This window comes from Amycolatopsis cihanbeyliensis, assembly GCF_006715045.1.
Lineage (GTDB): Bacteria > Actinomycetota > Actinomycetes > Mycobacteriales > Pseudonocardiaceae > Amycolatopsis > Amycolatopsis cihanbeyliensis.
Genome location: NZ_VFML01000001.1, coordinates 2,075,674 through 2,098,323, shown reverse-complemented (window position 1 = coordinate 2,098,323; position 22,650 = coordinate 2,075,674). Strand labels below are relative to the sequence as shown.

General features: G+C 70.3%; 24 protein-coding genes. 14 read left to right on the top strand and 10 right to left on the bottom strand.

Going from position 1 to position 22,650, the window contains the following annotated elements; translation table 11 throughout:
* Nucleotides 1–632: 632 nt before the first annotated feature.
* The 3 genes from FB471_RS09100 to FB471_RS09090 form a co-directional block, all read right to left on the bottom strand.
* Entirely contained in the window at nt 633–1,595 is a 963-nt protein-coding gene (locus FB471_RS09100) for an aminoglycoside phosphotransferase family protein (protein WP_342779414.1), read from the bottom strand.
* Nucleotides 1,596–1,778: 183 nt separating this feature from the next.
* Nucleotides 1,779–2,618, bottom strand: a complete 840-nt coding sequence (locus FB471_RS09095) for an alpha/beta fold hydrolase (protein WP_211357993.1) — start codon at nt 2,616–2,618, stop codon at nt 1,779–1,781.
* Complete coding sequence (locus FB471_RS09090; protein ID WP_246076311.1) at nt 2,615–3,238, bottom strand: TetR/AcrR family transcriptional regulator; 624 nt, start codon at nt 3,236–3,238, stop codon at nt 2,615–2,617. Before FB471_RS09090 ends, FB471_RS09095 begins: the two co-directional genes overlap by 4 nt.
* 289 nt (nt 3,239–3,527) lie before the next feature.
* Between FB471_RS09090 and FB471_RS09085 the strand changes: the two genes are divergently transcribed.
* Complete coding sequence (locus tag FB471_RS09085) at nt 3,528–3,911, top strand: DUF2695 domain-containing protein (protein WP_141996879.1); 384 nt, start codon at nt 3,528–3,530, stop codon at nt 3,909–3,911.
* A gap of 1 nt (nt 3,912) precedes the next feature.
* Here FB471_RS09085 and FB471_RS09080 read toward each other — a convergent pair whose 3' ends face one another.
* The 4 genes from FB471_RS09080 to soxR form a co-directional block, all read right to left on the bottom strand.
* A complete protein-coding gene (locus FB471_RS09080) occupies nt 3,913–5,265 on the bottom strand; it encodes a condensation domain-containing protein (RefSeq protein ID WP_141996878.1) in 1,353 nt (450 codons plus the stop codon).
* Nucleotides 5,266–6,696, bottom strand: a complete 1,431-nt coding sequence (locus tag FB471_RS09075) for a condensation domain-containing protein (RefSeq protein ID WP_141996877.1) — start codon at nt 6,694–6,696, stop codon at nt 5,266–5,268. It abuts the gene before it with no gap.
* A gap of 42 nt (nt 6,697–6,738) precedes the next feature.
* Nucleotides 6,739–8,175, bottom strand: a complete 1,437-nt coding sequence (locus FB471_RS09070) for a condensation domain-containing protein (protein WP_141996876.1) — start codon at nt 8,173–8,175, stop codon at nt 6,739–6,741.
* Between the two features lie 300 nt (nt 8,176–8,475).
* Nucleotides 8,476–8,937, bottom strand: coding sequence for a redox-sensitive transcriptional activator SoxR (soxR, locus tag FB471_RS09065; RefSeq protein ID WP_141996875.1), 462 nt, complete (start codon nt 8,935–8,937; stop codon nt 8,476–8,478).
* Nucleotides 8,938–8,988: 51 nt separating this feature from the next.
* On the opposite strand from soxR, the gene FB471_RS09060 reads away from it, so the two are divergent.
* The 5 genes from FB471_RS09060 (at nt 8,989) to priA (ending at nt 13,241) form a co-directional block, all read left to right on the top strand.
* Nucleotides 8,989–9,711 (top strand): thiamine pyrophosphate-dependent enzyme, encoded by a 723-nt coding sequence (locus FB471_RS09060; protein ID WP_141996874.1) that lies wholly within the window; start codon nt 8,989–8,991, stop codon nt 9,709–9,711.
* 4 nt (nt 9,712–9,715) lie between these two features.
* Nucleotides 9,716–10,606: a transketolase family protein gene (locus FB471_RS09055; RefSeq protein ID WP_141996873.1), complete on the top strand. Its 891-nt coding sequence runs from the start codon at nt 9,716–9,718 to the stop codon at nt 10,604–10,606.
* 118 nt (nt 10,607–10,724) lie between these two features.
* Complete coding sequence (locus FB471_RS09050) at nt 10,725–11,831, top strand: MFS transporter (RefSeq protein WP_246076310.1); 1,107 nt, start codon at nt 10,725–10,727, stop codon at nt 11,829–11,831.
* 9 nt (nt 11,832–11,840) lie between these two features.
* Nucleotides 11,841–12,470, top strand: a complete 630-nt coding sequence (gene hisH / locus FB471_RS09045; RefSeq protein ID WP_170220758.1) for an imidazole glycerol phosphate synthase subunit HisH — start codon at nt 11,841–11,843, stop codon at nt 12,468–12,470.
* A 33-nt stretch (nt 12,471–12,503) separates the two neighbouring features.
* Nucleotides 12,504–13,241, top strand: a complete 738-nt coding sequence (gene priA, locus FB471_RS09040) for a bifunctional 1-(5-phosphoribosyl)-5-((5-phosphoribosylamino)methylideneamino)imidazole-4-carboxamide isomerase/phosphoribosylanthranilate isomerase PriA (RefSeq protein WP_141996872.1) — start codon at nt 12,504–12,506, stop codon at nt 13,239–13,241.
* Between the two features lie 6 nt (nt 13,242–13,247).
* On the opposite strand, the gene FB471_RS09035 is transcribed toward priA, so the two are convergent.
* Nucleotides 13,248–13,631, bottom strand: coding sequence for a PPOX class F420-dependent oxidoreductase (locus FB471_RS09035; protein ID WP_141996871.1), 384 nt, complete (start codon nt 13,629–13,631; stop codon nt 13,248–13,250).
* Between the two features lie 26 nt (nt 13,632–13,657).
* Nucleotides 13,658–15,919: a M64 family metallopeptidase gene (locus FB471_RS09030; protein ID WP_211357992.1), complete on the bottom strand. Its 2,262-nt coding sequence runs from the start codon at nt 15,917–15,919 to the stop codon at nt 13,658–13,660.
* Nucleotides 15,920–16,021: 102 nt separating this feature from the next.
* On the opposite strand from FB471_RS09030, the gene FB471_RS09025 reads away from it, so the two are divergent.
* The 6 genes from FB471_RS09025 to hisI all read left to right on the top strand — a co-directional run bounded on the left by FB471_RS09025 (nt 16,022) and on the right by hisI (nt 19,683).
* On the top strand, nt 16,022–17,254 hold the full coding sequence (locus tag FB471_RS09025) for a TetR/AcrR family transcriptional regulator (protein WP_141996869.1): 1,233 nt from the start codon (nt 16,022–16,024) through the stop codon (nt 17,252–17,254).
* A 91-nt stretch (nt 17,255–17,345) separates the two neighbouring features.
* Nucleotides 17,346–17,999, top strand: coding sequence for a helix-turn-helix domain-containing protein (locus tag FB471_RS09020; protein WP_141996868.1), 654 nt, complete (start codon nt 17,346–17,348; stop codon nt 17,997–17,999).
* 16 nt (nt 18,000–18,015) lie between these two features.
* A complete protein-coding gene (locus FB471_RS35010; protein WP_246076309.1) occupies nt 18,016–18,129 on the top strand; it encodes a DUF397 domain-containing protein in 114 nt (37 codons plus the stop codon).
* 29 nt (nt 18,130–18,158) lie between these two features.
* Nucleotides 18,159–18,932 (top strand): imidazole glycerol phosphate synthase subunit HisF, encoded by a 774-nt coding sequence (hisF, locus tag FB471_RS09010; RefSeq protein ID WP_141996866.1) that lies wholly within the window; start codon nt 18,159–18,161, stop codon nt 18,930–18,932.
* Complete coding sequence (locus FB471_RS09005) at nt 18,929–19,321, top strand: hypothetical protein (RefSeq protein WP_141996865.1); 393 nt, start codon at nt 18,929–18,931, stop codon at nt 19,319–19,321. Before hisF ends, FB471_RS09005 begins: the two co-directional genes overlap by 4 nt.
* Nucleotides 19,318–19,683 carry a phosphoribosyl-AMP cyclohydrolase gene (hisI, locus tag FB471_RS09000; protein WP_141996864.1) on the top strand — a complete coding sequence of 122 codons (366 nt, stop codon included), beginning with the start codon at nt 19,318–19,320 and terminating at the stop codon, nt 19,681–19,683. Before FB471_RS09005 ends, hisI begins: the two co-directional genes overlap by 4 nt.
* A gap of 9 nt (nt 19,684–19,692) precedes the next feature.
* Here the strand turns inward: hisI and FB471_RS08995 are convergent, their stop codons facing one another.
* Nucleotides 19,693–20,307 (bottom strand): TetR/AcrR family transcriptional regulator, encoded by a 615-nt coding sequence (locus tag FB471_RS08995; protein WP_141996863.1) that lies wholly within the window; start codon nt 20,305–20,307, stop codon nt 19,693–19,695.
* A 104-nt stretch (nt 20,308–20,411) separates the two neighbouring features.
* Between FB471_RS08995 and FB471_RS08990 the strand changes: the two genes are divergently transcribed.
* Nucleotides 20,412–21,995: an anthranilate synthase component I gene (locus tag FB471_RS08990; protein WP_141996862.1), complete on the top strand. Its 1,584-nt coding sequence runs from the start codon at nt 20,412–20,414 to the stop codon at nt 21,993–21,995.
* Between the two features lie 52 nt (nt 21,996–22,047).
* On the top strand, nt 22,048–22,554 hold the full coding sequence (locus FB471_RS08985; protein WP_141996861.1) for a Trp biosynthesis-associated membrane protein: 507 nt from the start codon (nt 22,048–22,050) through the stop codon (nt 22,552–22,554).
* Nucleotides 22,555–22,650 lie beyond the last annotated feature (96 nt).

Sequence of the window (22,650 nt, the reverse complement as noted above, 5' to 3'; positions counted from 1 at the left end):
GATGCTTCGGCAGGCGCTTCGACACCCGAACGAGTGTTCTTTTCGCCATTTCCCGGCCATCCTCCCGGGTTCGCCGCCGGATGGCAGCGGAACCGTCGGCCTCCCCTGGTACCCAGGATCTCGACCGGATCGAGGAGGAAAGGCAAGGAACATGTAGGGTCCCACGGCTGGCTTCATTTTCTCAGCGACCGCTTCATCTCTGGTTCATTTATGAAGCGTGGTTGAGACTGGGCTGTCTGGGTGGTGTCGTCGACATGCCGACGTAGCTCCGGGTCGGCATGCGTGGCCGGTGGGACTGTGTCCTCGTCAGCGGCTACTCGTTGCGAGGGAGCAGTGATGGCGGGTGCGATGGATCCCGTGTCGGCGATCGTCTGTTACCGACCCGCCGACAGTTCCTCACCAGTCGTACAGCCGTGGCTCATGGTCGACGCAGACGCCCTGATTTTAGCATTGCCGTGGCGGACATTCCGGTCAAGGTTGAGGTTGACGGGGAAACGGCACCGGATTCTCGCGCCATCAGGCTTACTCCCGCCGGCGAGAAATTCGCGCAAGAAGTACTTCCGGTCCTGGCCATGCTCGGCCGAGCCAGCAACGGCGACAGAGTGCTGAGATTCGTTCCGGCGTAAATACTGTCACCCGGCGTCGGCGAGGATCTCGGCGATCACGTGGCGGGAGTTGGCTGCCAGTGCCGGATTCGTGTGCTGGTAGTATGGCAGTTGGATCAGCGAAATTGATAGCGCCCAGCCCCGGCCGCGATGCCAGGTGTCATCGTCGGCTGCCAGCACCTCGCGAAATGCCAGCCGGGCAGAGACCGGCAGCAGGTTCCACGCGACGATGAGGTCCACGGTGGGGTCGCCGACGCCGGCAATACCCCAGTCGATCACGGCAGCGAGGCGGCCGTCGCGAACCAGCAGGTTACCGGGCGACAGGTCCGCGTGCGTCCACGCAGGTCTGCCGGACCACGCCGGGATGCGCATCGCGTCCTGCCACACCGCGGTCACTGCGGCGGTGTCGATAAGCCCATCCGACGCGGCGATGGCCGCCCTGGTCGACTTGTCCCGCGTCGCCAGCGGCACACCACGGCCCGCGGGCGGTGCGTCGACCGGGTCGACGCACCGCAGCGCAACGATGAACGCCCCGAGATCCCTAGCCAGTTGCTCGGGTGATGCAAGGTCGTCCACGGCAGGATTGGTGCCCGGCAGCCACCGGCATACCGTCCACTGGTACGGATAACCCTCCGCCGGCTCGCCGCACGCGACCGGCGTCGGCACCGCGACCGGCAGGTGCGGCGCCAACAGCGGCACCCACTTCTGCTCCGCTGCGACGTCCTTCGCCGCACCCGTCATGCGAGGCATCCGCACGGCCAGGTCGGTGCCCAGCCGGAACATCGCGTTGTCCGTGCCTGACGACGCCACCAGTTCGATCGGCAGGCCCACCCACTCCGGGAACTGCCCGGCCACCAACCGGCGCACGAGCGACTCGTCGATGTCTACCTCATCCGCGTGCATCTTCACGCCGACGATCATCCCGAGGTCGTCAACCGAGATATGGCATAGGAAACAGAGTTCGCCGCGATCGCAATCATGGAATGCCACGAATTTGAGAATGATCTTTATGGCATCGCCATGAGACAACAGGAAAACCGCAGGCCAATCAAGATCGATATGGCGCCAACGATGAGACCCTACAAGATGTGTAGGGTCTCGCGGCTTATGTCGTAATCTGACGAGCGGTGCCGTATGGGTTTTATATGCGACATCGCGATGAGGATTTGTCTGTCAGCGGCCGGTCCGGGTCGTGGCGATGTCGTCGATGTCGTCGATGATCGCGGGCCATAATGCGGGTGGCAGATCGTGGCCCATGCCGGGGTAGCTGACGAATCGCGCTCCTGGGATGGCGTCGGCGGTCGCTTTTCCCGCTCGCGGTGGTTGCAACGGGTCAGCGTCTCCGCTGAGTACGAGGGTGGGTGCTGTGATCGTGGACAGTTCCGCCCGCCGGTTACCGGAGGCACGGGCCGCGGCGGCCTGGCGGCGGGCGGCGGCGAAGTCGGTGCGATGTGCGTGGGCTTCGCGGCCGATTCGACGTATCCAGTCCTCGTCTTGCGGGTAGCCGGTCGAGCCGACGAGCTGGTGGAGTTTGACCATTCGCTCGCCGGCGGCGTCCGGTCCGGACGGTTTCCGGCAGTTCAGCGCCAAGAACCGCAACAGTACGCTGATCTTGGTCCGCCACATAGACGCGTCCGGCGCCGAGCACATCGAGGTCAGGCTCAGCACCCGGTCCGGGTGTCGCGCGGACATGACCTGGCCGATCATCCCGCCGAGGGACATGCCGACGATGTGTGCGGCGGGCCAGTGCAGCGCGTCCAGTACGGACGACCCGTCGGTGGCCATGTCCGCGACGGTGTAGGGCCGGGTCGCGCGGGAGGAACGACCGGCGTCCCGGTTGTCGCACCGGGCGACGTGGAAGCCCCGCTCGACCAGCGCCGCGCAGAACGCCTCCGGCCAGCCCAGCATCGGTGCCCCGGCACCGTGAAGCAGCAGCAGCGGGCGGCCGGGCGCGGAACCGAACGTTTCGTAGGCGATCTCGATGTCACCATTGCAGGCGAACTGGACGCTCACGATGTTCCTTTCTCTGACGGCATCGGGAACACGGCAGCGATGACACCGGCTCCGATGGTCCGCACGTCGGTGGCCGGATCGACCGCGCGACGCAGGGCGAGACTGCCGCCGAGTGCGCCGACCAGCACAACTACCTGCGGCAACGGCATGGCGGGCTGGATGCCGAGGCGGGCGCAGTTGCGCTCCAGCATCTCGACGATCCGCTCCTCACGGAGTCGCTGGGCGGTGACCACGGTGGCGGAGAGTTCCGGCTGATCGGCTATCCAGGCGACGAACTCGTAGGCAGCCACGCTCCACCGGGGCTCGTCCTCGCCGAACGCTGACCCGCCGGGAATCAGCGCTGCGATCAGCTCGTCGCGATCGGACGCGTTGTCGAGACGATCCCCGAGGTGCAGCAGGTGTTCCTCGGCCTGGGCTTCGGTGATCGCCAGCCACAGGCCCTCCTTGCCACCGAAGTGCTTGTACAGCGCACCTCGCGTGTAGCCGGCCTCAGCCACGATCTCCTCCACCGTTGCGGCGAGGAAACCGCGTCGCACGAACACCGCCCGCCCCGCCTTCAGCAACCGTTGGTGCGTGCGTTGCTGCTGTTGCGCCCGCGTCAACCTGGACAACCCCGCCACCCATTCAGTAACAGTATGTTTCTAGAAACATGACGTTACCAGAAGGTGCGCCGGAGCGGCCACGCTTCTCCTATCGCGCGGTTCCACGACGCCGTCCCTGTCACGGATGGCGACGCCTTCACCTGGCCGGACATGACCAAGGAGATGATCTGAATCCTCTTTGCCGACCGCCACTGCACGCGATACGTCCGGCGTGCAGCCGGAGAAATGCCACGGATCTGGGACTGATCCGGGGTGACATCGCGGTGAGACAACCGAGAAACCGCAGGTCACGCAAGATCAACATGTCATGCGCGGTGAGACCCTACAGAACATCATGCGAGACGAGAACACCACCGCAGCCACCGCGGCCACCGAAGCCGAGGCGTACCTGGAAGCCGCGGGCGGGGAGTTGACCCGCCGGCTCGAGCGGGAATGCCTGCCCTGCTACGTGAGCAGGATGCTGGACGAGTTCGGCTGCGACAACACGCTGCGCTGGGCGAAACACTGGCGCGACGCCTGCGCCCCGGATGGCCGGGGACTGGAACGGGAATTGCAGGATCGCGGAGGCTTCTGCGACTGCGGGATCGGCTACAACGTCTACCCGGACCACATGTTGCACGAGGGGGACAAACCGCCACCCGCCTGTGCCGGGGTGTTCCACCGTGGCTCCACGGCCCCGTGTTCCCGCTGACTCATCCCGGCACGGCCAGGAGCCGGGCGAGGGTGTCGGTGAACGCGGTGACCTGCCGGGTCGCGAGGTCGGTGCCCGGGTAGCGCGAGCGGAGAAAGAGTCCCTCGTGCGTGCGGGACACCCAGAACTGGGCGTCGTCGGCCACCGTGACGTTGCTGATGTGCTGGGCATTCGCTTCGACGTGTCGCGCCGATCCCGGGAATCGACGGTAGTCGGTGTAGGACACCATGAACACGTCGTCGCTGCCGCGCCGGAACCGCGGTCCGAGCGCCGCCAGCACCAGCGGTGCCCGGACCCGGCCGAGGTCGAGCGCCTCGCGGAACTCCCGGTGCACCAGCGGTAGCGCGCTGGAAAATCGTCCACTTCGGACATCGAGTGCCATCGGGGCGACCGTGGTGAGCCAGCCGATGGCGTTCTCCCAGCGCGGATCGGTGCGGGTGTGCATCGGGGTGAGCAGCCGTACCACCCCGCCCGCACCGAGCCGCCGGGCTGCCAGGCCCGTGGCGGTCAGCACACCGGTGAACATGCTGCCGCCGAGCGCACGGCAGGCCCGTTCGAACTCGGCCGCGCCGCCGGCGTCCAGTAGCGGGCGGCAGTCGGCGGCCTGGGCCACCGGTTGCCCGGGCTCCACCCCGAGCTCGAGCGGGAAGGCGGGGGGCGTCCCGCCGCAGGCGGCGAGGAACTCGTCCCAGGCCCGCACCACCTCGTGCTCGGGGTCGGGCACCGGGTCGGCCTGCTCCGCGGCGCAGAAGTCCAGGAAGCTGCCCGGTTCCGGTAGCTCGGCCGAGCCGGGCCGGTAGAGCTCCTGGAGTTCGTGCACGGCGATGGCCAGCGAGTAGCCGTCCACGTCGCGGTGGTCGAACCCGCAGAAAACCGTGCTGCGATCCGGTCGCAGGATCGCAGCCAGCAGAGAGGATGGCCAGTCGCGGGTGGGGCGGCACACGGCGTCCAGCCGCCCCCGCAGGTGCGCCCGCAGCCCGTCCGCGGTCGGGAACTCGCCGAGGTGTTCCCGGTCGAGGGCGACGCGCTCGGGTGGCAGTACGAAGCGTTCGATCTCGCCCGTCCGCGCGTGGAAGCCGCTGCGTAGGGTCTCGTGCCGGCGGAGCCAGTACTCGAACACGTCGTGCAGCACCGCGGGGTCGACCCGCCCCGGCAGGTCGAAGGCCAGCGCCAGCCAGGTGCCCGGCCCGGGGTCGCGGCGCCGGGCGGTCTCGAAGTGGAACCGCTGGTTGAACGAGGGCGGGATCGGGCTGCGCGCCGCGGTTGTCACCGCGGCGCGCGTGGCCGGGGTGGCCGACCACTCGATCACCTCGCCCGGTTCCGGGGTGTAGTGCTCGATCGTGGTGACCCGCATCTACCCGCCGGCCGCCGTCGGCTCCAGCTCACCGACCCGGTAGCCCCCGGTGCGCACGACGGCGCGCAGCACCTCGCGCAGGTGCTCCAGGTAGCGGGGCACGTTCGCCCGCGCCCGCGGGGTGTCCGGGTAGCTTGCCTTCAGGTAGGTGCGGCCCCACAACCGGTTGACCCAGATCGGTACGTCGTGACTGTCCCCCGGGCCGCCGAGTACCCGGCAGTCGGCCTGCTCGAAGTCCCGCGAGCCCGGCGCCACCCTGGTATCGATGTAGGAGACCATCGGCAGCACGGCGCGCGGATCGGCTCCGGTGTTCAGCCCCTCGCTGACCACCTCCGCGACTCGATGCACGGACACGCCCGCCAGTTCCCGCGCCGCGGAGAAAGCCGACTGGGCCTGCCCGATCACCTCGTCGAAGCGGCCGCTCACCGGGAACCGCACCGGGACGAGGTTGATGAACCAGCCCTGCGTCGCGGCCCAGCGGGGCTCGTCCCGGGTGTGCACAACGGCCAGCCCGCGATAGTCGTCCTGACCGGCCAGCTCGCGGTTGGTGATGCCGATCGCGGCCAGCAGGCCCGCCGAGAAACCACCACCGAGGTCCTTGCAGGCCGTGGCGAACGTGTCCGCCTCGGCCGCGTCGAAGAGGTCGATCTCGAACGGCACGGCGGGGTAGCTGCCGTTCGCCGTGACCCCGAGATCCAGCGGGAACCTCGGCGGCTGCCCGCCGCCCGCGAGCCAGAACTCCAACCACCTGTGCACGGCGGGTGAGTTCGCGGTGATCCGCGCGGCGCGCTCGCGCTCCAGCCGGCAGAAGTCGACATAACTACCCACCTCCGGCAGCTCGGCTTCCGTGCCGTCCAACTCGGCCTGGTACAGGGTGCGCAGCTCGTCGAAGACCAGGATGATCGAGTAGCCGTCGGAGTGCGAGTGATCCACCGCGAAGTACACAGTGGACGAATCTTCCCGCAGGATCGTGCCGAACACGAAAGGCGGCCAGCGCAACGGGTTCGTTTCCACATCGAACCGGTCGAGCAGGTACTCCCGGATCGCGGCGGCCTCGCTGAACTCGCCGATCTCGGTGGTGTGCAGGGACAGGGTGTCCGCGGGCACGGCGTGCCGCCGCAGGTCGTCACCCTCCACCCCGAACCAGGTCAGCAGGGTGGGGTGCCGGCGGATCCACTTCTCGATCGCGGCACCCATCGCCGCGGTGTCCAGCCTTCCCGGCAGGTCGAACACGGTGGCCAGCCACGGCGACTGCACCGTGCCGGACTCCTCGTTGGCCAGTGCCCGCCGGATGTGGCGTTCCTGAACGTAGGAGGGCGGGGACGGGTGTGCCGGCGCGACCTCGGCGGCGGCCAGCGTCCGCTCGTCGAGGGTCCATTCGACGAGGCGGCCCGGTCTCGGCTCGTAGCCGAGGATCGGCGTCATCAACATGGTGTGTTCCTTTCGCGTCGCTGTGCCGGTGGGCGGAGCGGGCTACCAGTGAATGGCGATATCGGCGGGCGGGATGGCGGGCAGCCCGGCGATGGCGTAGCTACCGCGTGCCGCGATCTCGTCGATGACCCTGCGCAGGTGCCCGATATAGCGCAGGACGTTGCGGTTGCCCGCCTCGGTGTCCGGGTACCGGCAGGTCACGTAGACGCCTTCGTGGTTACGGTGGATCCAGACATAGACCTCGTCCGATCCGGTCATCCTGCTGTGGAAGGCGCAGGTGTTCCACTCCCGCCACTCCCGCGCGCCCGGTGTGCGCCGCATGTCCATATAGGATACGACGAATCTCGGCTCCAGCGGGAGATCGAGCACCTCGCACACCCTGGCGAAGGGCACCTTCGCCATCGGGCGCCGGTCCCGCGCCGCCGCGGCGGCGGACCTGGTCAGGTTGTGGAAGTTCCCCTCGCCCGCCACCCGGATATGCAGCGGAATCAGCCCGATGTACCAGCCGAGGGAGGCCGCCCACCGCGCTTCGCTGCGGGTGTGGAACGGCGCGAGCGCACGGAAGGACGGCCTGCCGCTGACCTCGTGCCCGGCGATGCCGAGGCAGGCGAGTACGCCGGCGAAGAAGCCCTCCCCACCCTTGCGGCAGGCGGCTTCGAACGAGTCGGCCTGGTCCGGGTCGAGCAGCCAGGTGCAGGTGCTGCTCTGCGGCACCGGCACCTCCTGCCTGCCGCCGACCGCGAGCGGGAACGCGGGTAGCTCACCGCCCTCGGTCCGCACGAACTCCCGCCAGGCGGCGATGGTCTCGTGCTCGCCACCGATCACGCTCGCCTCGTCCCGTTCCAGCCTGCTGAACTCCAGATAGCTTCCGGTCTCCGCCAGCTCGGCCCGGTCGCCCGCGACGGCCGCCGCGTAGAGTTCACGAATCTCGTGCGCGATCAGCAGTATCGAGTAACCGTCCACATTGGTGTGGTCCAGGCCGAGGTAGATGGTCGAGGAGTCCGGCCGCTCCACGGTCACGAACACGTACGGCGGCCAGTCCAGCGGGCTCGTCGCATGGTCGAACAGTTCCTCGACATGTTTGCCGACCTCGTCGGCACGCGCGACCTCGCCGATGAGCCGCCGCTCGATCGACACCGCCCCGCCGGCCAGCGTGCGGCGGCGCAGATCGGTCCCGCCACGCGGGGAGGGCACGCAGCGCAAGCTGCTACGCAGGGTCTCGTGCCGGTCGGTCCAGGCCAGCAGGGCGGATTCCAGTGCCTCGGGGTCCAGCCTGCCCGGCAACTCGAAGGCAGTAGCCAGCCAGGTGGGGGTGCCCCGCCCGCTGTCCCGCTGGGCACGCGCGTTGCGCAGGTGCGCCTCCTGAACGTAGGAGGGCGGCCTGGGGTCGTCCACCCACGCGGCCTCCTCGGCCCGTGGCCGCCACTCGGTGAGCCGCCCCGGCCGGACCTGGTAGTCGGAAATCTCGGTGAATCTCATCCGCTGTCCTCGTTCCACCGAAAGTAGGGAATTGCTGTAATCGAGAACAATTCGGACATCGGTGTCCGTGGGACCCCGCGGGGTAGGCGGCTATTGTTTACGTTTTATTGATCCGCAGGGGTTTTGTGCCTCGACCGCTGCCGCAGGGTTCCCGTGAGGTAAGTGAAGACTATTCAGGTGGCCGGACAAAAAGCAACGGGTCCACGATGTGAACCAGGGCACCGATCAGCGAGGGGAGTGCACAGGACTCGACGTGCCTGATGTTCGTGGTGTTCTTGTGGAGCGGGGATGAATAGTGGATTAATGGCCGCCCTCGGTGGCCGGTTTGAGTAACCGGGCGCCAGGGCCGAAACGGGCCATCTGGTCGTCGGTATTGTGCAGCGAGCAGGCGCGCAGGGACAGGCAGCCGCAGCCGACGCATCCGGTCAGCCGGTCGCGGAGGCGTTGCAGGGCGTCGATGCGCGCGTCCAGCTCGGCCTGCCAGTTCTTGGACAGCCGCGTCCAGTCGGCCTTGGTCGGCGCGTGGTCGCGGGGCAGGGTGGACAGTGCCTCGCTGATCTCCTCCAGGCTCAGCCCGACCCGCTGGGCGGCGCGGATGAAGGCGATCCGGCGCAGCACGGAACGGGGGTAGCGGCGCTGGTTGCCCGCGGAGCGCTCGGCGGAGATGAGGCCGCGGTCCTCGTAGAAGCGCAGTGCGGTGTGTGGTACGCCACTACGCTGCGAGACCTGGCCGATGCTGAGGTGGTCGGCAAGCTTCGTCACGCCGTCAGCCTACCTTGACTTCAACCTAAGTCGAGGTTGCAACGTGAGGGCATGACTACTACCGGATACCTCATCCCCGGGACACCGGCGCCACCCTCGCCGGGTTTCGCGGACCTGCCCGGCCTGATGGCGCTGCTGACCGGAGACGAGAAGCACACCGCCGCGGCCACTTCCACGCTGGATGTGCTGTGGGTGCTCTACGACCGGGTGCTCAACGTGACCCCCGAGACCGCCGAGGACCCCGGGCGGGACCGTTTCCTGCTGTCCAAGGGGCATGGGCCGATGGCCTACTACGCCGTGCTGGCCGCGAAGGGGTTCCTCGATCCCGGCGAGCTCACCGGCTGGACCTCGGCGCGGTCCAGGCTCGGCACGCATCCGGACGGCACCCTGGTGCCCGGAGCGGAGATCGGCAGCGGCTCACTCGGGCACGGCCTGCCGCTGGGTGTCGGCACCGCGCTCGGCCTGCGTGCCCAACGGTTGACCACCTCGCGGGTGGTGGTTCTGCTCGGGGACGCCGAGCTGGACGAGGGGTCCAACCACGAGGCGATCGCGCTGGCCGGGCGTGCCGCGCTGGACCGGCTGACCGCCGTGGTGATCGACAACGACTCCGCGACCCATGGCTGGCCCGGCGGCATCGAGCGGCGGTTCGCGGTGGAGGGCTGGGAGACCCGCACCGTGGACGGCCGGGACCACGAGGCGTTGTACCGGGCGTTCACCGCACCGAACACGGCACGGCCGCTGGCCGTGGTGGCCACCGTCGAACCGAAGGGCTGAGTCCATGCAAACCATGCGGGAGACCTTCCTGTCCACCGTCGGCGCGGAGCTGGACGCCGACCCCCGGCTGGCCGTCGTGCTGGCCGACATCTCGGCCGCCCAGCTCGAGGACGCCGCGGTCCGGCATCCGGACCGGGTGATCAACGTCGGGATCCGGGAGCAACTGCTGATCGGCGTCACCGGCGGGCTGGCGCTGTCCGGGCTGCGGCCGGTAGCGCACACCTTCCCTTCCTTCCTGGTGGAGCGCCCGTACGAGCAGGTCAAACTCGACCTGACACACCAGGGCGTTGGCGCCGTGCTGGTGTCCTCCGGCGCCTCCTACGACATGTCCACCGAGGGCCGCACCCACCAGTCGCCCGCCGATGTCGCGCTGCTCGACACGGTGCCCGGCTGGACGGTGCACGTGCCGGGGCATCCGGAGGAGGCACGCAGGCTGCTGCTGGACGCGTTGCCCGGAAACGGCACCGTGTACCTGCGGCTGTCCGCGGCGGTCAACGCCGAACCCCACCACGGCACGGGATTCCAGGTGATCCGCCGGGGCGGCGCGGGCGTGGTGCTCGCGGTCGGGCCGATGCTGGACCGGGTGCTCGCGGCGACCGCGGGGCTGGACGTCACCGTGCTGTACGCCGCGACCGTCCGCCCCTTCGACGCGGCCGGGCTGCGCGCGGCGGTCGGTTCCGGACCGGCCGATGTGGTGCTGGTGGAGCCCTACCTCGCGGGCACCTCCGCCCATCTCGTCACCGAGGCACTGTCCACAACCCCGCACCGCCTGCGCTCCCTCGGCGTGCGCAGGGACAGCGAGGTGCGGATGTACGGCGAGATGTCCGACCACGACCGGGCCCACGGCCTCGACGAGGCCTCCCTCGCCGCGAGCGTCCGCGCCTTCCTCCCCTAGTCGTGTTTGCTCTCCACGTCCGCGAGTTTGCCGCCCACGCGCGTGAGTTTGCCGCTCCCGTCCGCGAGTTTGCCGCCCACGTACCGGAGCGGGCCGCCGGACGCGCTAGAAAGGACAGGTGTCCCCGCTCCGCCACCGTGACTTCCGGCTCCTGCTGATCGCCACAGTCGCGATGATGAGCGGCTTCGCGCTGCTGTTGCCTGTCCTGCCACTGTGGGTGATCGCGAGCGGCGGAGGCGAGGCGGTGGCCGGGGCGACCACCGGGGTGTTCATGGCCAGCACGGTGCTCGCCCAGCTCGCGGTGCCCGCCGTGGTCCGCGTGTACGGCTACAAACCCGCGTTGCTGCTGGGCACCGGGCTGCTGGGCCTGCCGGCCCTGCTGCTGCCCCTTGCGGATGTGTCCTGGGCGGTGCTGGCCATCTCCCTGGCACGCGGACTGGGTTTCGGCCTGGTGACGGTCTGTGGCAGCGCACTGATCGCCGAGTTGCTGCCGAAGGACGCGATCGCCGGCGGCTCCGGCCTCTACGGCCTCGCGACCGGCCTGCCGCAACTGATCGGCCTCCCGGCCGGCGCGTGGCTGGCGCAGGACTGGGGGTTCCGCCCGGTGTTCCTGATCGCCGCAGGAATCCCGCTGGTCAGCCTGGCCGGAGTCGCCCTGCTACCCACGGTTTTTCCCCGGGAAGGCGAGCGCACCCGCTGGCTGTCCACAGTGGCACTGATCTGGCGACCGTGGGTGGTGATGTTGCTCGGCTCGGTGGGTTACGGCGCGCTGGCGACCTTCCTGCCGATCGTGCTCGGCGGCTCCGGCGCGATCGCCTTGCTGCTGGTGGCCGGTACCGCGATGGTGGCCCGCTGGCTCGCCGGCGTGGTGGGCAACCGGATGGTGGTCGCGGGCCGGATGCTGGCGCCGGCACTGGTGACCGTCGCGGTGGGACTGCTCGGTTTCGCCGCCACGACTTCGAACGCCCCGCTGGCGGTCCTGGCGGTGGCCGTGTTCGGCGCGGGGTTCGGCGTGGTGCAGAACGACGCACTGGTGGTGATGTTCACCCGGTCCCCGGCCGGTCCGGCCAGCGTGGTGTGGAACGTCGCCTTCGACGCGGGCCAGGGCCTCGGCGCGGTCGCCGTCGGCGCCGTGGTGGCCGGTACCAGTTTCGGTCTCGCCTTCGCGCTCCTCGGTGCCCTCGCCGCGGCCGCCCTCCCCCTGCTCAGAAGGGCGGTGGCATAGGCTGAGGGGGTGACTTCCGTCGTGATCCTGGACTACGGCTCCGGAAACCTCCGTTCCGCCGAGCGTGCCGTGCGGCGCGCCGGTGCCGAGGTCGAGGTGACGGCGGACGCACATACCGCGCTGGAGGCGGACGGCCTGGTGGTCCCCGGGGTCGGCGCGTTCGCCGCCTGCATGGAAGGGCTGCTCGCGGTGGGTGGCCAGAAGATCATCGGCAGCAGGCTGGCAGGCGGTCGCCCGGTGCTCGGCATCTGTGTCGGCATGCAGATCCTGTTCGAGCGTGGCGTGGAACACGGCGTCGAGACCGAGGGAACCGGCGAGTGGCCGGGCACCGTGGACCGGCTGCACGCGGACGTGCTGCCGCACATGGGCTGGAACACCGTGCGCGCCCCCGCCGATTCGGAGCTGTTCGCCGGTCTGGACGCCGAAGCCCGGTTCTACTTCGTACACTCCTACGCCGCGCGCGGCTGGGAGCTGGACTCCGCGCTGCCTGGCCGCTCGCCCAGGGTCACCTGGTCGCACCATGGCGAGGACTTCGTTGCCGCCGTGGAGAACGGTCCGCTGTGGGCCACCCAGTTCCACCCGGAGAAGTCCGGGGACGAGGGTGCCCACGTCCTGGCGAACTGGCTGCGCACCCTGTGAGCGGGCCGCCCGGCCGGCTCTTATAGTGGCCCCGTGACTTTCACGCTCCTACCCGCCGTCGACGTCGCCGACGGTCAGGCCGTCCGCCTCGTCCGGGGCGAGGCCGGCACCGAGACCACCTACGGCGAACCGCTGGAAGCAGCGCTCGCCTGGCAGCGGGACGGCGCCGAGTGGGTCCACCTGGTCGACCTGGACGCCGCCTTCGGCCGGGGGAGCAACCGGGAGCTGCTCGCCGAGGTCGTCGGCAAGCTGGATGTGCAGGTCGAGCTGTCCGGTGGCATCCGGGACGACGACTCGCTGGCCGCGGCGCTGGCCACCGGCGCCCGCAGGGTGAACCTGGGCACCGCGGCGCTGGAGGACCCGGAGTGGAGCGCGAAGGTCGTCGCCACGCACGGTGACCGGGTGGCGATCGGGCTGGACGTGCGGATCACCGAGGCCGGCCACCGGCTCGCCGCCCGCGGCTGGACCCGGGACGGCGGGGACCTGTGGGAGGTGCTCGACCGGCTGGACGCCGACGGCGCGCAGCGGTACGTGGTGACCGACGTCAGCAAGGACGGCACCCTGCGTGGCCCGAACCTGGACCTGCTGCGTGAGGTCACCGCGCGCACCGACGCCGCCGTGATCGCCTCCGGCGGTGTGTCCAGTGTGGATGACCTGCGGGCGCTGGCCACCCTGGCCAGGGACGGCGTGGAGGGCGCCATCGTGGGCAAGGCCCTCTACGCGGGCGCGTTCACCCTGCCCGAGGCCCTCGCCGCCGTGGCGGGCGCGTAGCCGGGACTACTCCTCGAGCGTCACGGCGATACCGATCGTGCGGTCCTTGCCGCGCAGCTCGCTGAAGAACATGCTCACGTGCCCGACCAGCCCGTACTTGCGCTTGATCGTGTCCCGCGCACGCTGGCTGCCCTCGTCGTCCAGCAGCCGCGCGGTGCCGGGCACGGTGCCGCCGTGCGTGCGCTTGCCCCGCGCGTCGCAGGCGGTCAGCTCGACCCGGCCGCTGTTGCGGATGCGCTTGACCTTGCCCGCCTTGCGCGCGCTCCACACGACCAGCTCGTCCCCGTCGCGTGCCGCCCACACGGGCGTGGGCACCGCGACACCGCTCTTCCGGAACGTCGTGAGCACCAGGTACTTCTCGGCAGCCAGCCGATCGAGTTCTGCTCCCATCGGACTATCGTAGTGGTTGCCGCGGATCAGCCCAGGCCGGCGCACTGACCGGTGGCCGGGCCGGACAGGGTGTTGGGCGCCCGCAAGGTGTCCGGGGCGGACTCGTTGCCCGCGCAGTGCAGTGGCCCGTGGACGGTGCTGCCGGCCAGCACCGGACCCCGGTTTCCGGTCAGCGCCACCGGGCCGAGCAGCCTGCTGCCGATCACGGTGACATCGCTGGTACCCCCGGCGAGGCGCACCGGGCCCCGCACCGAGGTCCGCAGGAGCTGCACGCTGGCGGCGCCGGAAGCCCGCACCGGCCCGGTGAGCGTGGCGTCGGTGGCGACGAGCGAGGCTCCGGGGCGGACGGTGACCGGACCGGCCACCCGTGCCCCGCCCAGGCAGGTCACCCCCGAGGTCACCAGCAGCGGCCCGGCATACCGCCCGGTGACGGTGGAGGTGCAGGCGGGCGGCTCCGGCAGCAGGGTCACCACGAACTCGCGCGCCCGCCCCCGGTTACCGGCCGGATCGATCGCCCGGTACTCGATGGTGTGCCTGCCGTAGCCGGGCGGCACGTCGTCCCATGGCACCAGGCGCGGCGTGCCGAGCTTGCCGTACACCAGGTCGTCGATCACGGTGCCCTCGGCGGTGAACCGGAACGGCGCGTCCGGGTCGGTCGGCCAGCCGAAGTAGTTGTACCAACCGTCGCCGTCGGTGCGGAACTCGCGCACCACGTGCCCTTCGGTGTCGTCGCTCGCGGTGAGGTCCATGGTGAACGGGCCGTTGAAGATGTACTCGGCGGGCTTGCCCGGCTTGCGCACGGTCAGTACCGACTCGGACAGCCGGTACTCCGCAACCGGATCGGTCGCGTCCACCGTCCACATACGACTGTCCGAACCGTCCGGACCGGACACCGTTGCGGTCACGGTGTGGGCGCCGGAATCGAGGGACAGTCCGGCGAGGTCGAGGTCCAGGTCGTTACCGGGGTTGGGCACCGGTTGCCCGTCCACGGTCCAGGCGACCTCGAGGCGCCGCGTCGGCGGGTGGGTGGTGTCCACGTGCACCACCTCCTCGGCGCCCACCGGCTCGCCGGTCGGGGTGGAGCCGGTGAAGGCCGCCGGGGTCGGCTCCGGCGGGGTGGTCAACGCGGTGTCCACGGTCCAGCTCCGGTCGCGGGTCAGCGCGGGGGAGGACCGGATCGCCGGGTCGCGCACGAACTCGGTCGGGTCGGCCACGGTCGCGGTGAGCGTGTGCCTGCCGGGGGCCAGGTCCAGCTCGCCGAGGTCGAGGCTGCGCGCGTTGCCCGCGGGCACCTCGGTGCCGTCCAGGGTCCAGGTGACGTTCAGCTCGTGCCCGACCGGATGCGGGGTCCGCACCCAGACCACCCGGTCGGCGCCGATCGGCTCGGCGGTGGGTGTCCCCTCGGGGAGGATGTTCACCTTCGCCGAGATCCGCTGGGTCATCCGCTCCCTCGACACCTGGTCGAAGTAGTAGCCCAGCGACTTCATCATCGAGTGCCTGCTCGGCCGCCACACGCCCCGGCTGCTGTACAGGCCGCCCTCGTAGGCGCCGATGACCCCGCCGGACTCGCTCGGCTCCCCGAGCCAGCGCCACCACTTGGCCCGTTGCTCGCGCATCTCATCCTCGGTGAGCACGGTGTGGTGCGCCGAACCCGGCTCCCCGCCAGTGTAGGTACCCCCGCGCACCCCACGCTGGTAGTAGTCGTACTCGTCCTGCAGCCCGCCGAGCGAGTGGCCCAGCTCGTGCGGGGTGATCAGCGAGGACAGCGCGTTCCCGCCGGAAGCCGTGGCGTAGGCCCCACCCGCGCCGCCGTAGGTGTCGCTGTTGCCGATGGCCAGCAGTTGCCGGTTGGCCTCCGTGGTGCCCCCGATCAGGTTCGCGTACCGCGTGGCCGCCGTGTGGTCCACGGTGAGCAGGCGCCGCACGCTGTCGGGGTTACAGCCGCCCCAGAAACCCATGTTCAGCGGGGTGTCCCTGCGCGGCGCGTCCAGCCCGGGATCGCAGTCCACGCCGGACTCCGCCGAGTCGATCTCCACCGCGTACACGTTGAGGTAGTTGCGGTAGGAGCTGAACGGCTCGATCGTCCACAGCACGTTCAGGTGCCGGTTCACGTGTTCGCGGAACTCCGGCATCTCGGCCGCGGTGTACCCGTCCCCGAGGATCACCAGGTTGAACCGCTTTGCCGGGTCGCCGGTGACCTCGATCGGCACCACCCTGGCGGCATCGGGCCCCGCCTGCGCCGCCGGGGCGCTCAGCGCCGCGGCCACCATCGTGAGCACACCGACCATTGCCACGGTAACCCGCCGTCCCCACATGCCGGGCACGCTAGAAGATCAACCGGGTCACCGGAACGGCCGAACGTCGTATCCTGCCGTGCCCCGAAGGTGTGCTTGAGGCCGGATCGATGCGCGCTGGACAATATGACGGTGGACGCTCGCCCGATCGTGTCGCAGCCGGATACGGCCGATCGGCGTAAGCGACCCCGCGACCGCAAGGAGCAGATCCTGTGGGTGGCCGGTGCGCTGTTCCTGCGCGAGGGGTACCACGCCACCTCGCTCGGCGAGGTCGCCGCCGAGGTCGGGATCAGCTCCACCGCCATCTACCGGCACTTCCGCAGCAAGCACGACCTGCTGGTGCGCGTGCTGTTCGAGGGGTTGGAGCTGGTCGAGGACCGGTTGACAACGTTGTCCGCGGAACAGCGCACGGTGGACGGCTTCGTGCGCACCCTGACCGCCCTCGCGCTGGACCGTCGCGGCGTGCCGGCCCTGTGGCAGCGCGAGGTACGCAACCTCGGTGGCGCCGACCGCGGCGAGGTGCTGCGCAGGCTGACCAGGATCGTCGCGGCGCTGGCCGCGCTGACCCGGATGGCGCGCCCGGAGCTGCGCAGGGAGGACGCCGAGTTCCTCGGCTGGTGTGCCCTGTCGGTGCTGGGCAGTCCCTCGCACCACTCGGTGCGACTGCCCAGGGCGGAGTTCGAGTCGCTGCTGGTCACCTCGATCACCGCCGCCCTCGCGACCTCGCCGTGGCCGCCGGAGCGGGAACCGCCGCCCGCCGTCCGGCCCGATCCGGAACGGGGCGGACGGCGGGAGCGGCTGATCGCGGTGGCCACCCGGCTGTTCCACCAGCGCGGTTACCCCGCCGTGGGGATCGAGGAGATCGGTGTCGCGGCCGGGATCACCGGCCCGAGCGTGTACCACCACTTCGGCGGCAAGGCCGAGATCCTCGCCGCGGTGCTGGAGCGGGGAGCGGAGTGGACCCGGCACTACACCGCGCGCTCGCTGGCCGAGGGCGACACGCCCGCGGAATGCCTCGAGTCGCTGCTGGGCTACTACGTGGCCGTCACCCTCGAGCATCCCGACCTGATCGGCACCCTGGTCAGCGAGAGCATCCACCTTCCGCGGGCGCAGGCCAGCAGGTTCCGCAGGGTGCAGCGCGCGGGTATCGAGGAGTGGGTGCGGTTGCTGCGCGAGGTCCGGCCGCTGGACGCCGACCAGGCGCGGGTGGTGGTCCAGGCCGCGATCATGATGGTGAACGACGTGACCCGCCTCGCGTCGTTACGCGGCCGTCCCCACCTGGCGGCCGACCTGGTGGCGGTGGGCAGGGCGGTGCTGTTCCCCGGGTGATTGGTTGCCCGCGGGGCACCCCCTCGTCCGCTCCGGTGGAATCCTCGCGTTCCTGCCGGGTTGCCGGGGGTGCACCGTCTACTTTCGACCCATGGGCGATCGAGAGAGCACGGTGCGCAGCCGGGAGCTGGGGGAGGGGCTGCGCGCGGCGATGGAGCGGGTCGGGTTGAACGGGAAGCAGGCCGGGCGGCTGCTCGGCTGGCCGCAGAGCCGGGTGTCCCGCTTGTTGAGCGGGAAGCGGTACGGCAACGAGATCGAGAGCAGGGTGCGGGCACGACTGGCTCGGCAGGCGTTGCTGTCCCGGTCGAGCCGCTGCCACTTCGTGTTCTTCATCCACGAGTTCGCGCTGCGCCTTCCGGTGGGCGGCGCCGAGGTGATGTCCGAGCAACTGCACCACCTGCTGCGGCTGTCCGTGCGGCCCTACGTCACGGTCCGGGTGATCCCGGCCGCCGCGGGGGCGCACGCGGGTGTCGCCGGGGCGTTCATGCTGATCGAGTCGGCGGAGTTCGCCCCGGTGGTCTACCTGGACAGCGAGACGTCCAGCCTGTTCCTGGAGACGCGAGAGGAGGTGGCGGCGCATCGCCTGGTGCTGAAGACCCTCGCCAGTACTGCCCTGGATGAGCGAGAATCGAGGGAGCTGATTGCCGAGTGGGCAATCGATCTTTACGGGCGGCGAGAGGACCACCATGCACACGCCGGAGCCGGGCGGGACTGCCTGGCGCACGAGCAGCTACAGCACCAATAACGGCGCCTGTGTCGAGGTGGGCTGGCGGGAGCCGAGCACCCTGGTGCGGGACTCCAAGGCGCCGAACTCGGGGATGCTCACCGTGCCCAGGGCCGCCTGGCGGGCCTTCCTCGCCGCGGCCGCGAGGTAGCCGGAGCCGCACCACGTACGCTGACGGGCATGTCCGTCGCGGTGAGAGTGATTCCGTGCCTCGATGTCGACGCCGGTCGGGTGGTGAAGGGGGTCAACTTCACCGGCCTGCGGGACGCGGGCGACCCGGTGGAGCTGGCGCGTGCCTATGACGCCGAGGGCGCCGACGAGCTCACCTTCCTGGACGTCACGGCGTCCTCGGGGGACCGGGAGACCACCTACGAGGTGGTCCGGCGCACGGCGGAGCAGGTGTTCATCCCGCTGACCGTGGGTGGCGGGGTGCGCAGCACCGAGGACGTGAACCGGCTGCTGCGCGCCGGCGCGGACAAGGCGAGCATCAACACCGCCGCGATCGCGCGGCCGGAGTTGCTGCGAGAGGCCTCGCGGCGGTTCGGCGCACAGTGCGTTGTGCTCTCGGTGGACGCGCGCCGGGTGCCCGCGGGCGGGCAACCGACCGCCTCCGGATTCGAGGTCACCACGCACGGCGGGCGCCGAGGCACCGGGATCGACGCGATCGAGTGGGCCGCGCGCGGCGAGGAGCTCGGCGTCGGCGAGATCCTGCTCAACTCGATGGACGCCGACGGCACCAAGGCCGGGTTCGACCTGGAGCTGATCGAGCTGGTGCGGGCCGCGGTGCGGGTACCGGTGATCGCCAGCGGTGGCGCGGGCGCGGTGGAGCACTTCCCGCCCGCGGTGCGTGCCGGGGCGGACGCGGTGCTGGCGGCGAGCGTGTTCCACTTCGGCGAGCTGAAGATCGGCGAGGTCAAGTCGGCGCTGCGGGCGGGAGGAGTCGAGGTCCGATGAAGCTCAGTGCGCGCGGCAGGCAGGCGCCCACCGAGGTGAAGGTGACCATGGCTCTGCTGGTCGGCATCCCGGTCGTGTACGCGTTGCTCGTGCTGTTCATGATGGTCGCGGTCGGCGCGACCGCTCGCGGGCTGATGGTGCCGCTGACCAGCCTGTTCTTCGGCGGGATCGTGGCCGCGGGGATCGGAAGGGGGCACCCGTTCTTCCGGATCACCGGCTACGTGGTGGTCGTGCTGTTCGCCATCGCGCACGTGTTCGCCCTGCTGGTGGCCGCGATGCTGTGGGTGAAGCTGTTCTCGATCCTGGCGGCCGCCGGGTACGTCTACTCCGGGGTGCTGCTCAACTCGCTGCCGATGCGGCGCTACGTGCTGGGGGAGGACCGCGCATGAGCCGCGACGACAGCATCCTCGATCCGGCGATCGCCGAGCGGCTCAAGCGCACCCCGGACGGGCTGGTGTGTGCCGTGGTCGTCGAGCACGCGACCGCCGAGGTGCTGATGGTGGCCTGGATGGACGACGAGGCGCTGGAACGCACCCTCACCACCCGGCGGGCCACCTACTACTCCCGCAGCAGGCAGCGGCTCTGGGTGAAGGGAGAGACCTCGGGGCACACCCAGCACGTGCGCGAGGTTCGCGTCGACTGCGACGGCGACACCCTGCTGGTGCGCGTCGACCAGACCGGCCCCGCCTGCCACACCGGCACGCGCACCTGCTTCGACACCGGTGCCCGCCTCCTGCTCGCCGAGGACTGATTTGCGCGGTCAGTCGATCGGGCCGGTGAGGTAGCGCTGGAGGGTGGGGGCCACGGCGGTGACCATGGTCTCGACGTCGGTCGAGGCCAGCGGCTCGAACCGGGCCACGTAGCGGATCATGCCCATGCCGATGACCTGGGACGCGCACAGCGTGGCCCGGAACTGGGCGTCCTCGCCACCGACCTTGTCGGCGAGCCGGGTGAACAGATGGTTGAGGAAGAACTCGCGGAGCACCTGCGCCACCTGCTCGTGCCCGGCGACACTGCGGACCAGCGCCGCGAACATCCCACCCCCGCTCTCGTCCCAGCGGGTCAGGAAGGTCCGCACGATCCGCTCGCTCAGCTCCTCCACCGGGCCGCTCAGCAGGGTGTCCAGCAACTCGGCCGGGTTGAACGGCAGTTCCAGCACGGCCTGCGCGAACAGGCCCTCCTTGCTGCCGAACCAGTGGTTCACCATCGCCGCGTCCACCCCGGCCCTGGTGGCGATGCCCCGCACGGTCGCGCCCTCGTAGCCGGTCTCGGCGAAGACCGCGCGGGCGGCCTCCAGCAGGGCGGCTCGGGTGTCCTGTCCCGCTGGGCGCCTGCCTCGGCGCTTGGTCGGCGTGGTTTCGCTGGCGGAGCTCATGTCCTTATGATGACCGCTGCCGCCCAATAATTCAACATTACATGAATTGAGCGGGGAGGCGGCCACCCCGGCCCGACGGCGCGATGCGCGGCACAATGAACGTCATGGTCGATTCCCCATCCGCCGGCACCGCGGCCGGTGTGCCCCGCAAGGCCGGACTCGGCGCGGTCAGCCCGAGCCGGAGCGAGTTCCGCCTGCTGGCCGAGGGGCGCAGGGTGATTCCCGTGGTGCGGCGGCTGCTCGCCGACGCCGACACCCCGCTCTCGCTCTACCGCAGGCTGGCGGGCGACCGCCCGGGTACCTTCCTGCTCGAGTCGGCCGAGAACGGCAAGTCCTGGTCGCGCTGGTCGTTCATCGGGGTGCACAGCCCCGCGGCGCTGACCGTGCGGGACGGCAAGGCGGTGTGGACCGGCACCCCGGTGGCCGGCCTGCCCACCGAGGGCGACCCGCTGTCCGTGCTGCGCGAGACCATCGAGCTGCTGCACACCGAACCGCTGCCGGGGATGCCCCCGCTCACCGGTGGCATGGTCGGCTACATCGGCTACGACGCGGTGCGCTGGGTGGAGCGGTTGCCCGAACTCGCCGAGCGGGACATCGACATCCCCGAGCTGACCATGCTGCTGGCCACCGACCTTGCCGCCTTCGACCACCACGAGGGCACCGTCACGCTGATCGCGAACGCGGTGAACTGGGACGACTCGCCGGAGCGGGTGGACGCGGCCTACGACGACGCCGTGCGCAGGCTGGACCGGATGACCGCGCGGCTCGCCGAGCCGGCCCCCGCCAGCAACGCGGTGTTCGACCGGCCGGTGCCCGAGTTCACCCGCAGGCGCACCGAGGCGGACTTCCACGCGGCCGTGCACAAGGCGGTGGAGGCCATTCACGCCGGTGAAGCGTTCCAGGTCGTGCCCTCGCAACGGTTCGAGATGCGTACCGGGGCCGACCCGCTGGACGTCTACCGGGTGCTGCGCACCTCCAACCCGAGCCCGTACATGTACCTGCTGCGCATGGACGGCTTCGACATCGTCGGTTCCAGCCCGGAGTCGCTGGTCACCGTGCGGGACGGGAAGGCGAGCACGCACCCGATCGCCGGCACCCGCTGGCGCGGCGCGGACCCGGACGAGGACGCCCAGCTTGCCAAGGGGCTGCTCGCCGACGACAAGGAGCGTTCCGAGCACCTGATGCTGGTCGACCTCGGCCGCAATGACCTCGGGAAGGTCTGCGAGCCGGGCAGCGTGCACGTGGTGGACTTCTTCCAGATCGAGCGCTACAGCCATGTGATGCACATCGTGTCCACGGTCACCGGGGAGCTTGCCGGGGGCAGGACCGCGTTCGACGCGGTACTCGCCTGCTTCCCCGCGGGCACCCTGTCCGGAGCGCCCAAGGTGCGGGCGATGGAGCTGATCGAGGAACTCGAACCCACCCGACGCGCCCTCTACGGTGGCGTGGTGGGGTATCTCGACTTCGCGGGCGACGCGGACACCGCGATCGCCATCCGCACCGCGCTGATGCGGGACGGGACCGCCTACGTGCAGGCTGGCGGCGGCGTGGTCGCCGACTCCGACGCCGCCTACGAGGACACCGAGTCGTTGAACAAGGCGCGCACGGTGCTGTCCGCCGTCGCGGCGGCGGCGACGATGGTGCCGGCCGGTGCGCTGGAACCGGAAGCGGACACGGCCGGTGTCTGAAGTGACACGTTCCGCCGCGGCGGCCACCGGAAAACGTCTACTATGGACGGTTGTGGTCGGCCTGCTCCTCGGTGCCGCGGCGCTGTGGGGGGCGTCCCGGCTCGCCTGGTTCGCCGAGAACCGCGTCGCCGGGGTGCGCGGCACCGTGCTGCACACCGAGACCGGCGCGCAGGCGGCGGGTGCGCTGGTTCCGCTTGCCGTGCTGGCGCTCGCCGGGGTGGCCGGCATGGTGGCGACCGGTGGCTGGGCGCGACGTGTCCTCGGTGGCGCTCTCGTCCTCGCCGGACTCGCCGCCTGCTGGGTGGCAGTGAACGGTCTGCGCACGGACGGTTACCCGGATGGTGCGCCGGTCGCGGAAATCTACGTCGGACACGGGCTGGCCGCGTTCGGTGGCGTGCTGGTCGTCGTGGCCGGTGTGCTCGGCCTGCGCGGTGCCACGCGGATGCCGCGGATGGGCGCCAGATACTCCGCCCCCGCGGCGAAACGTTCGGCCGCGGAACACGATTACGATCTATGGGATGCACTCTCCGACGGCCGGGATCCCACCGCGGGTCGCTGAAAGTCTCGACCCGCCACCCGCGTGGCCGTCCACGCGGGTTAGCATCATTTCGGCGGGAAGGGGAAGGTTTTTGTGAGCCACCTTGCGAGTGAACCA

Excerpts from the sequence above, each read along its gene's own strand:
- FB471_RS09030 (WP_211357992.1), bottom strand. The coding sequence starts at position 15,919 with ATGGTCGGTGTGCTCACGATGGTGGCCGCGGCGCTGAGCGCCCCGGCG.
- FB471_RS09005 (WP_141996865.1), top strand. The coding sequence starts at position 18,929 with ATGAAGCTCAGTGCGCGCGGCAGGCAGGCGCCCACCGAGGTGAAGGTG.
- FB471_RS09075 (WP_141996877.1), bottom strand. The coding sequence starts at position 6,696 with ATGTTGATGACGCCGATCCTCGGCTACGAGCCGAGACCGGGCCGCCTC.
- FB471_RS08990 (WP_141996862.1), top strand. The coding sequence starts at position 20,412 with ATGGTCGATTCCCCATCCGCCGGCACCGCGGCCGGTGTGCCCCGCAAG.
- hisF (WP_141996866.1), top strand. The coding sequence starts at position 18,159 with ATGTCCGTCGCGGTGAGAGTGATTCCGTGCCTCGATGTCGACGCCGGT.
- FB471_RS09070 (WP_141996876.1), bottom strand. The coding sequence starts at position 8,175 with ATGAGATTCACCGAGATTTCCGACTACCAGGTCCGGCCGGGGCGGCTC.
- FB471_RS09060 (WP_141996874.1), top strand. The coding sequence starts at position 8,989 with ATGACTACTACCGGATACCTCATCCCCGGGACACCGGCGCCACCCTCG.
- hisI (WP_141996864.1), top strand. The coding sequence starts at position 19,318 with ATGAGCCGCGACGACAGCATCCTCGATCCGGCGATCGCCGAGCGGCTC.
- FB471_RS09080 (WP_141996878.1), bottom strand. The coding sequence starts at position 5,265 with ATGCGGGTCACCACGATCGAGCACTACACCCCGGAACCGGGCGAGGTG.
- FB471_RS09020 (WP_141996868.1), top strand. The coding sequence starts at position 17,346 with ATGGGCGATCGAGAGAGCACGGTGCGCAGCCGGGAGCTGGGGGAGGGG.
- FB471_RS09085 (WP_141996879.1), top strand. The coding sequence starts at position 3,528 with ATGCGCGGTGAGACCCTACAGAACATCATGCGAGACGAGAACACCACC.
- FB471_RS08995 (WP_141996863.1), bottom strand. The coding sequence starts at position 20,307 with ATGAGCTCCGCCAGCGAAACCACGCCGACCAAGCGCCGAGGCAGGCGC.
- FB471_RS09055 (WP_141996873.1), top strand. The coding sequence starts at position 9,716 with ATGCAAACCATGCGGGAGACCTTCCTGTCCACCGTCGGCGCGGAGCTG.
- FB471_RS09035 (WP_141996871.1), bottom strand. The coding sequence starts at position 13,631 with ATGGGAGCAGAACTCGATCGGCTGGCTGCCGAGAAGTACCTGGTGCTC.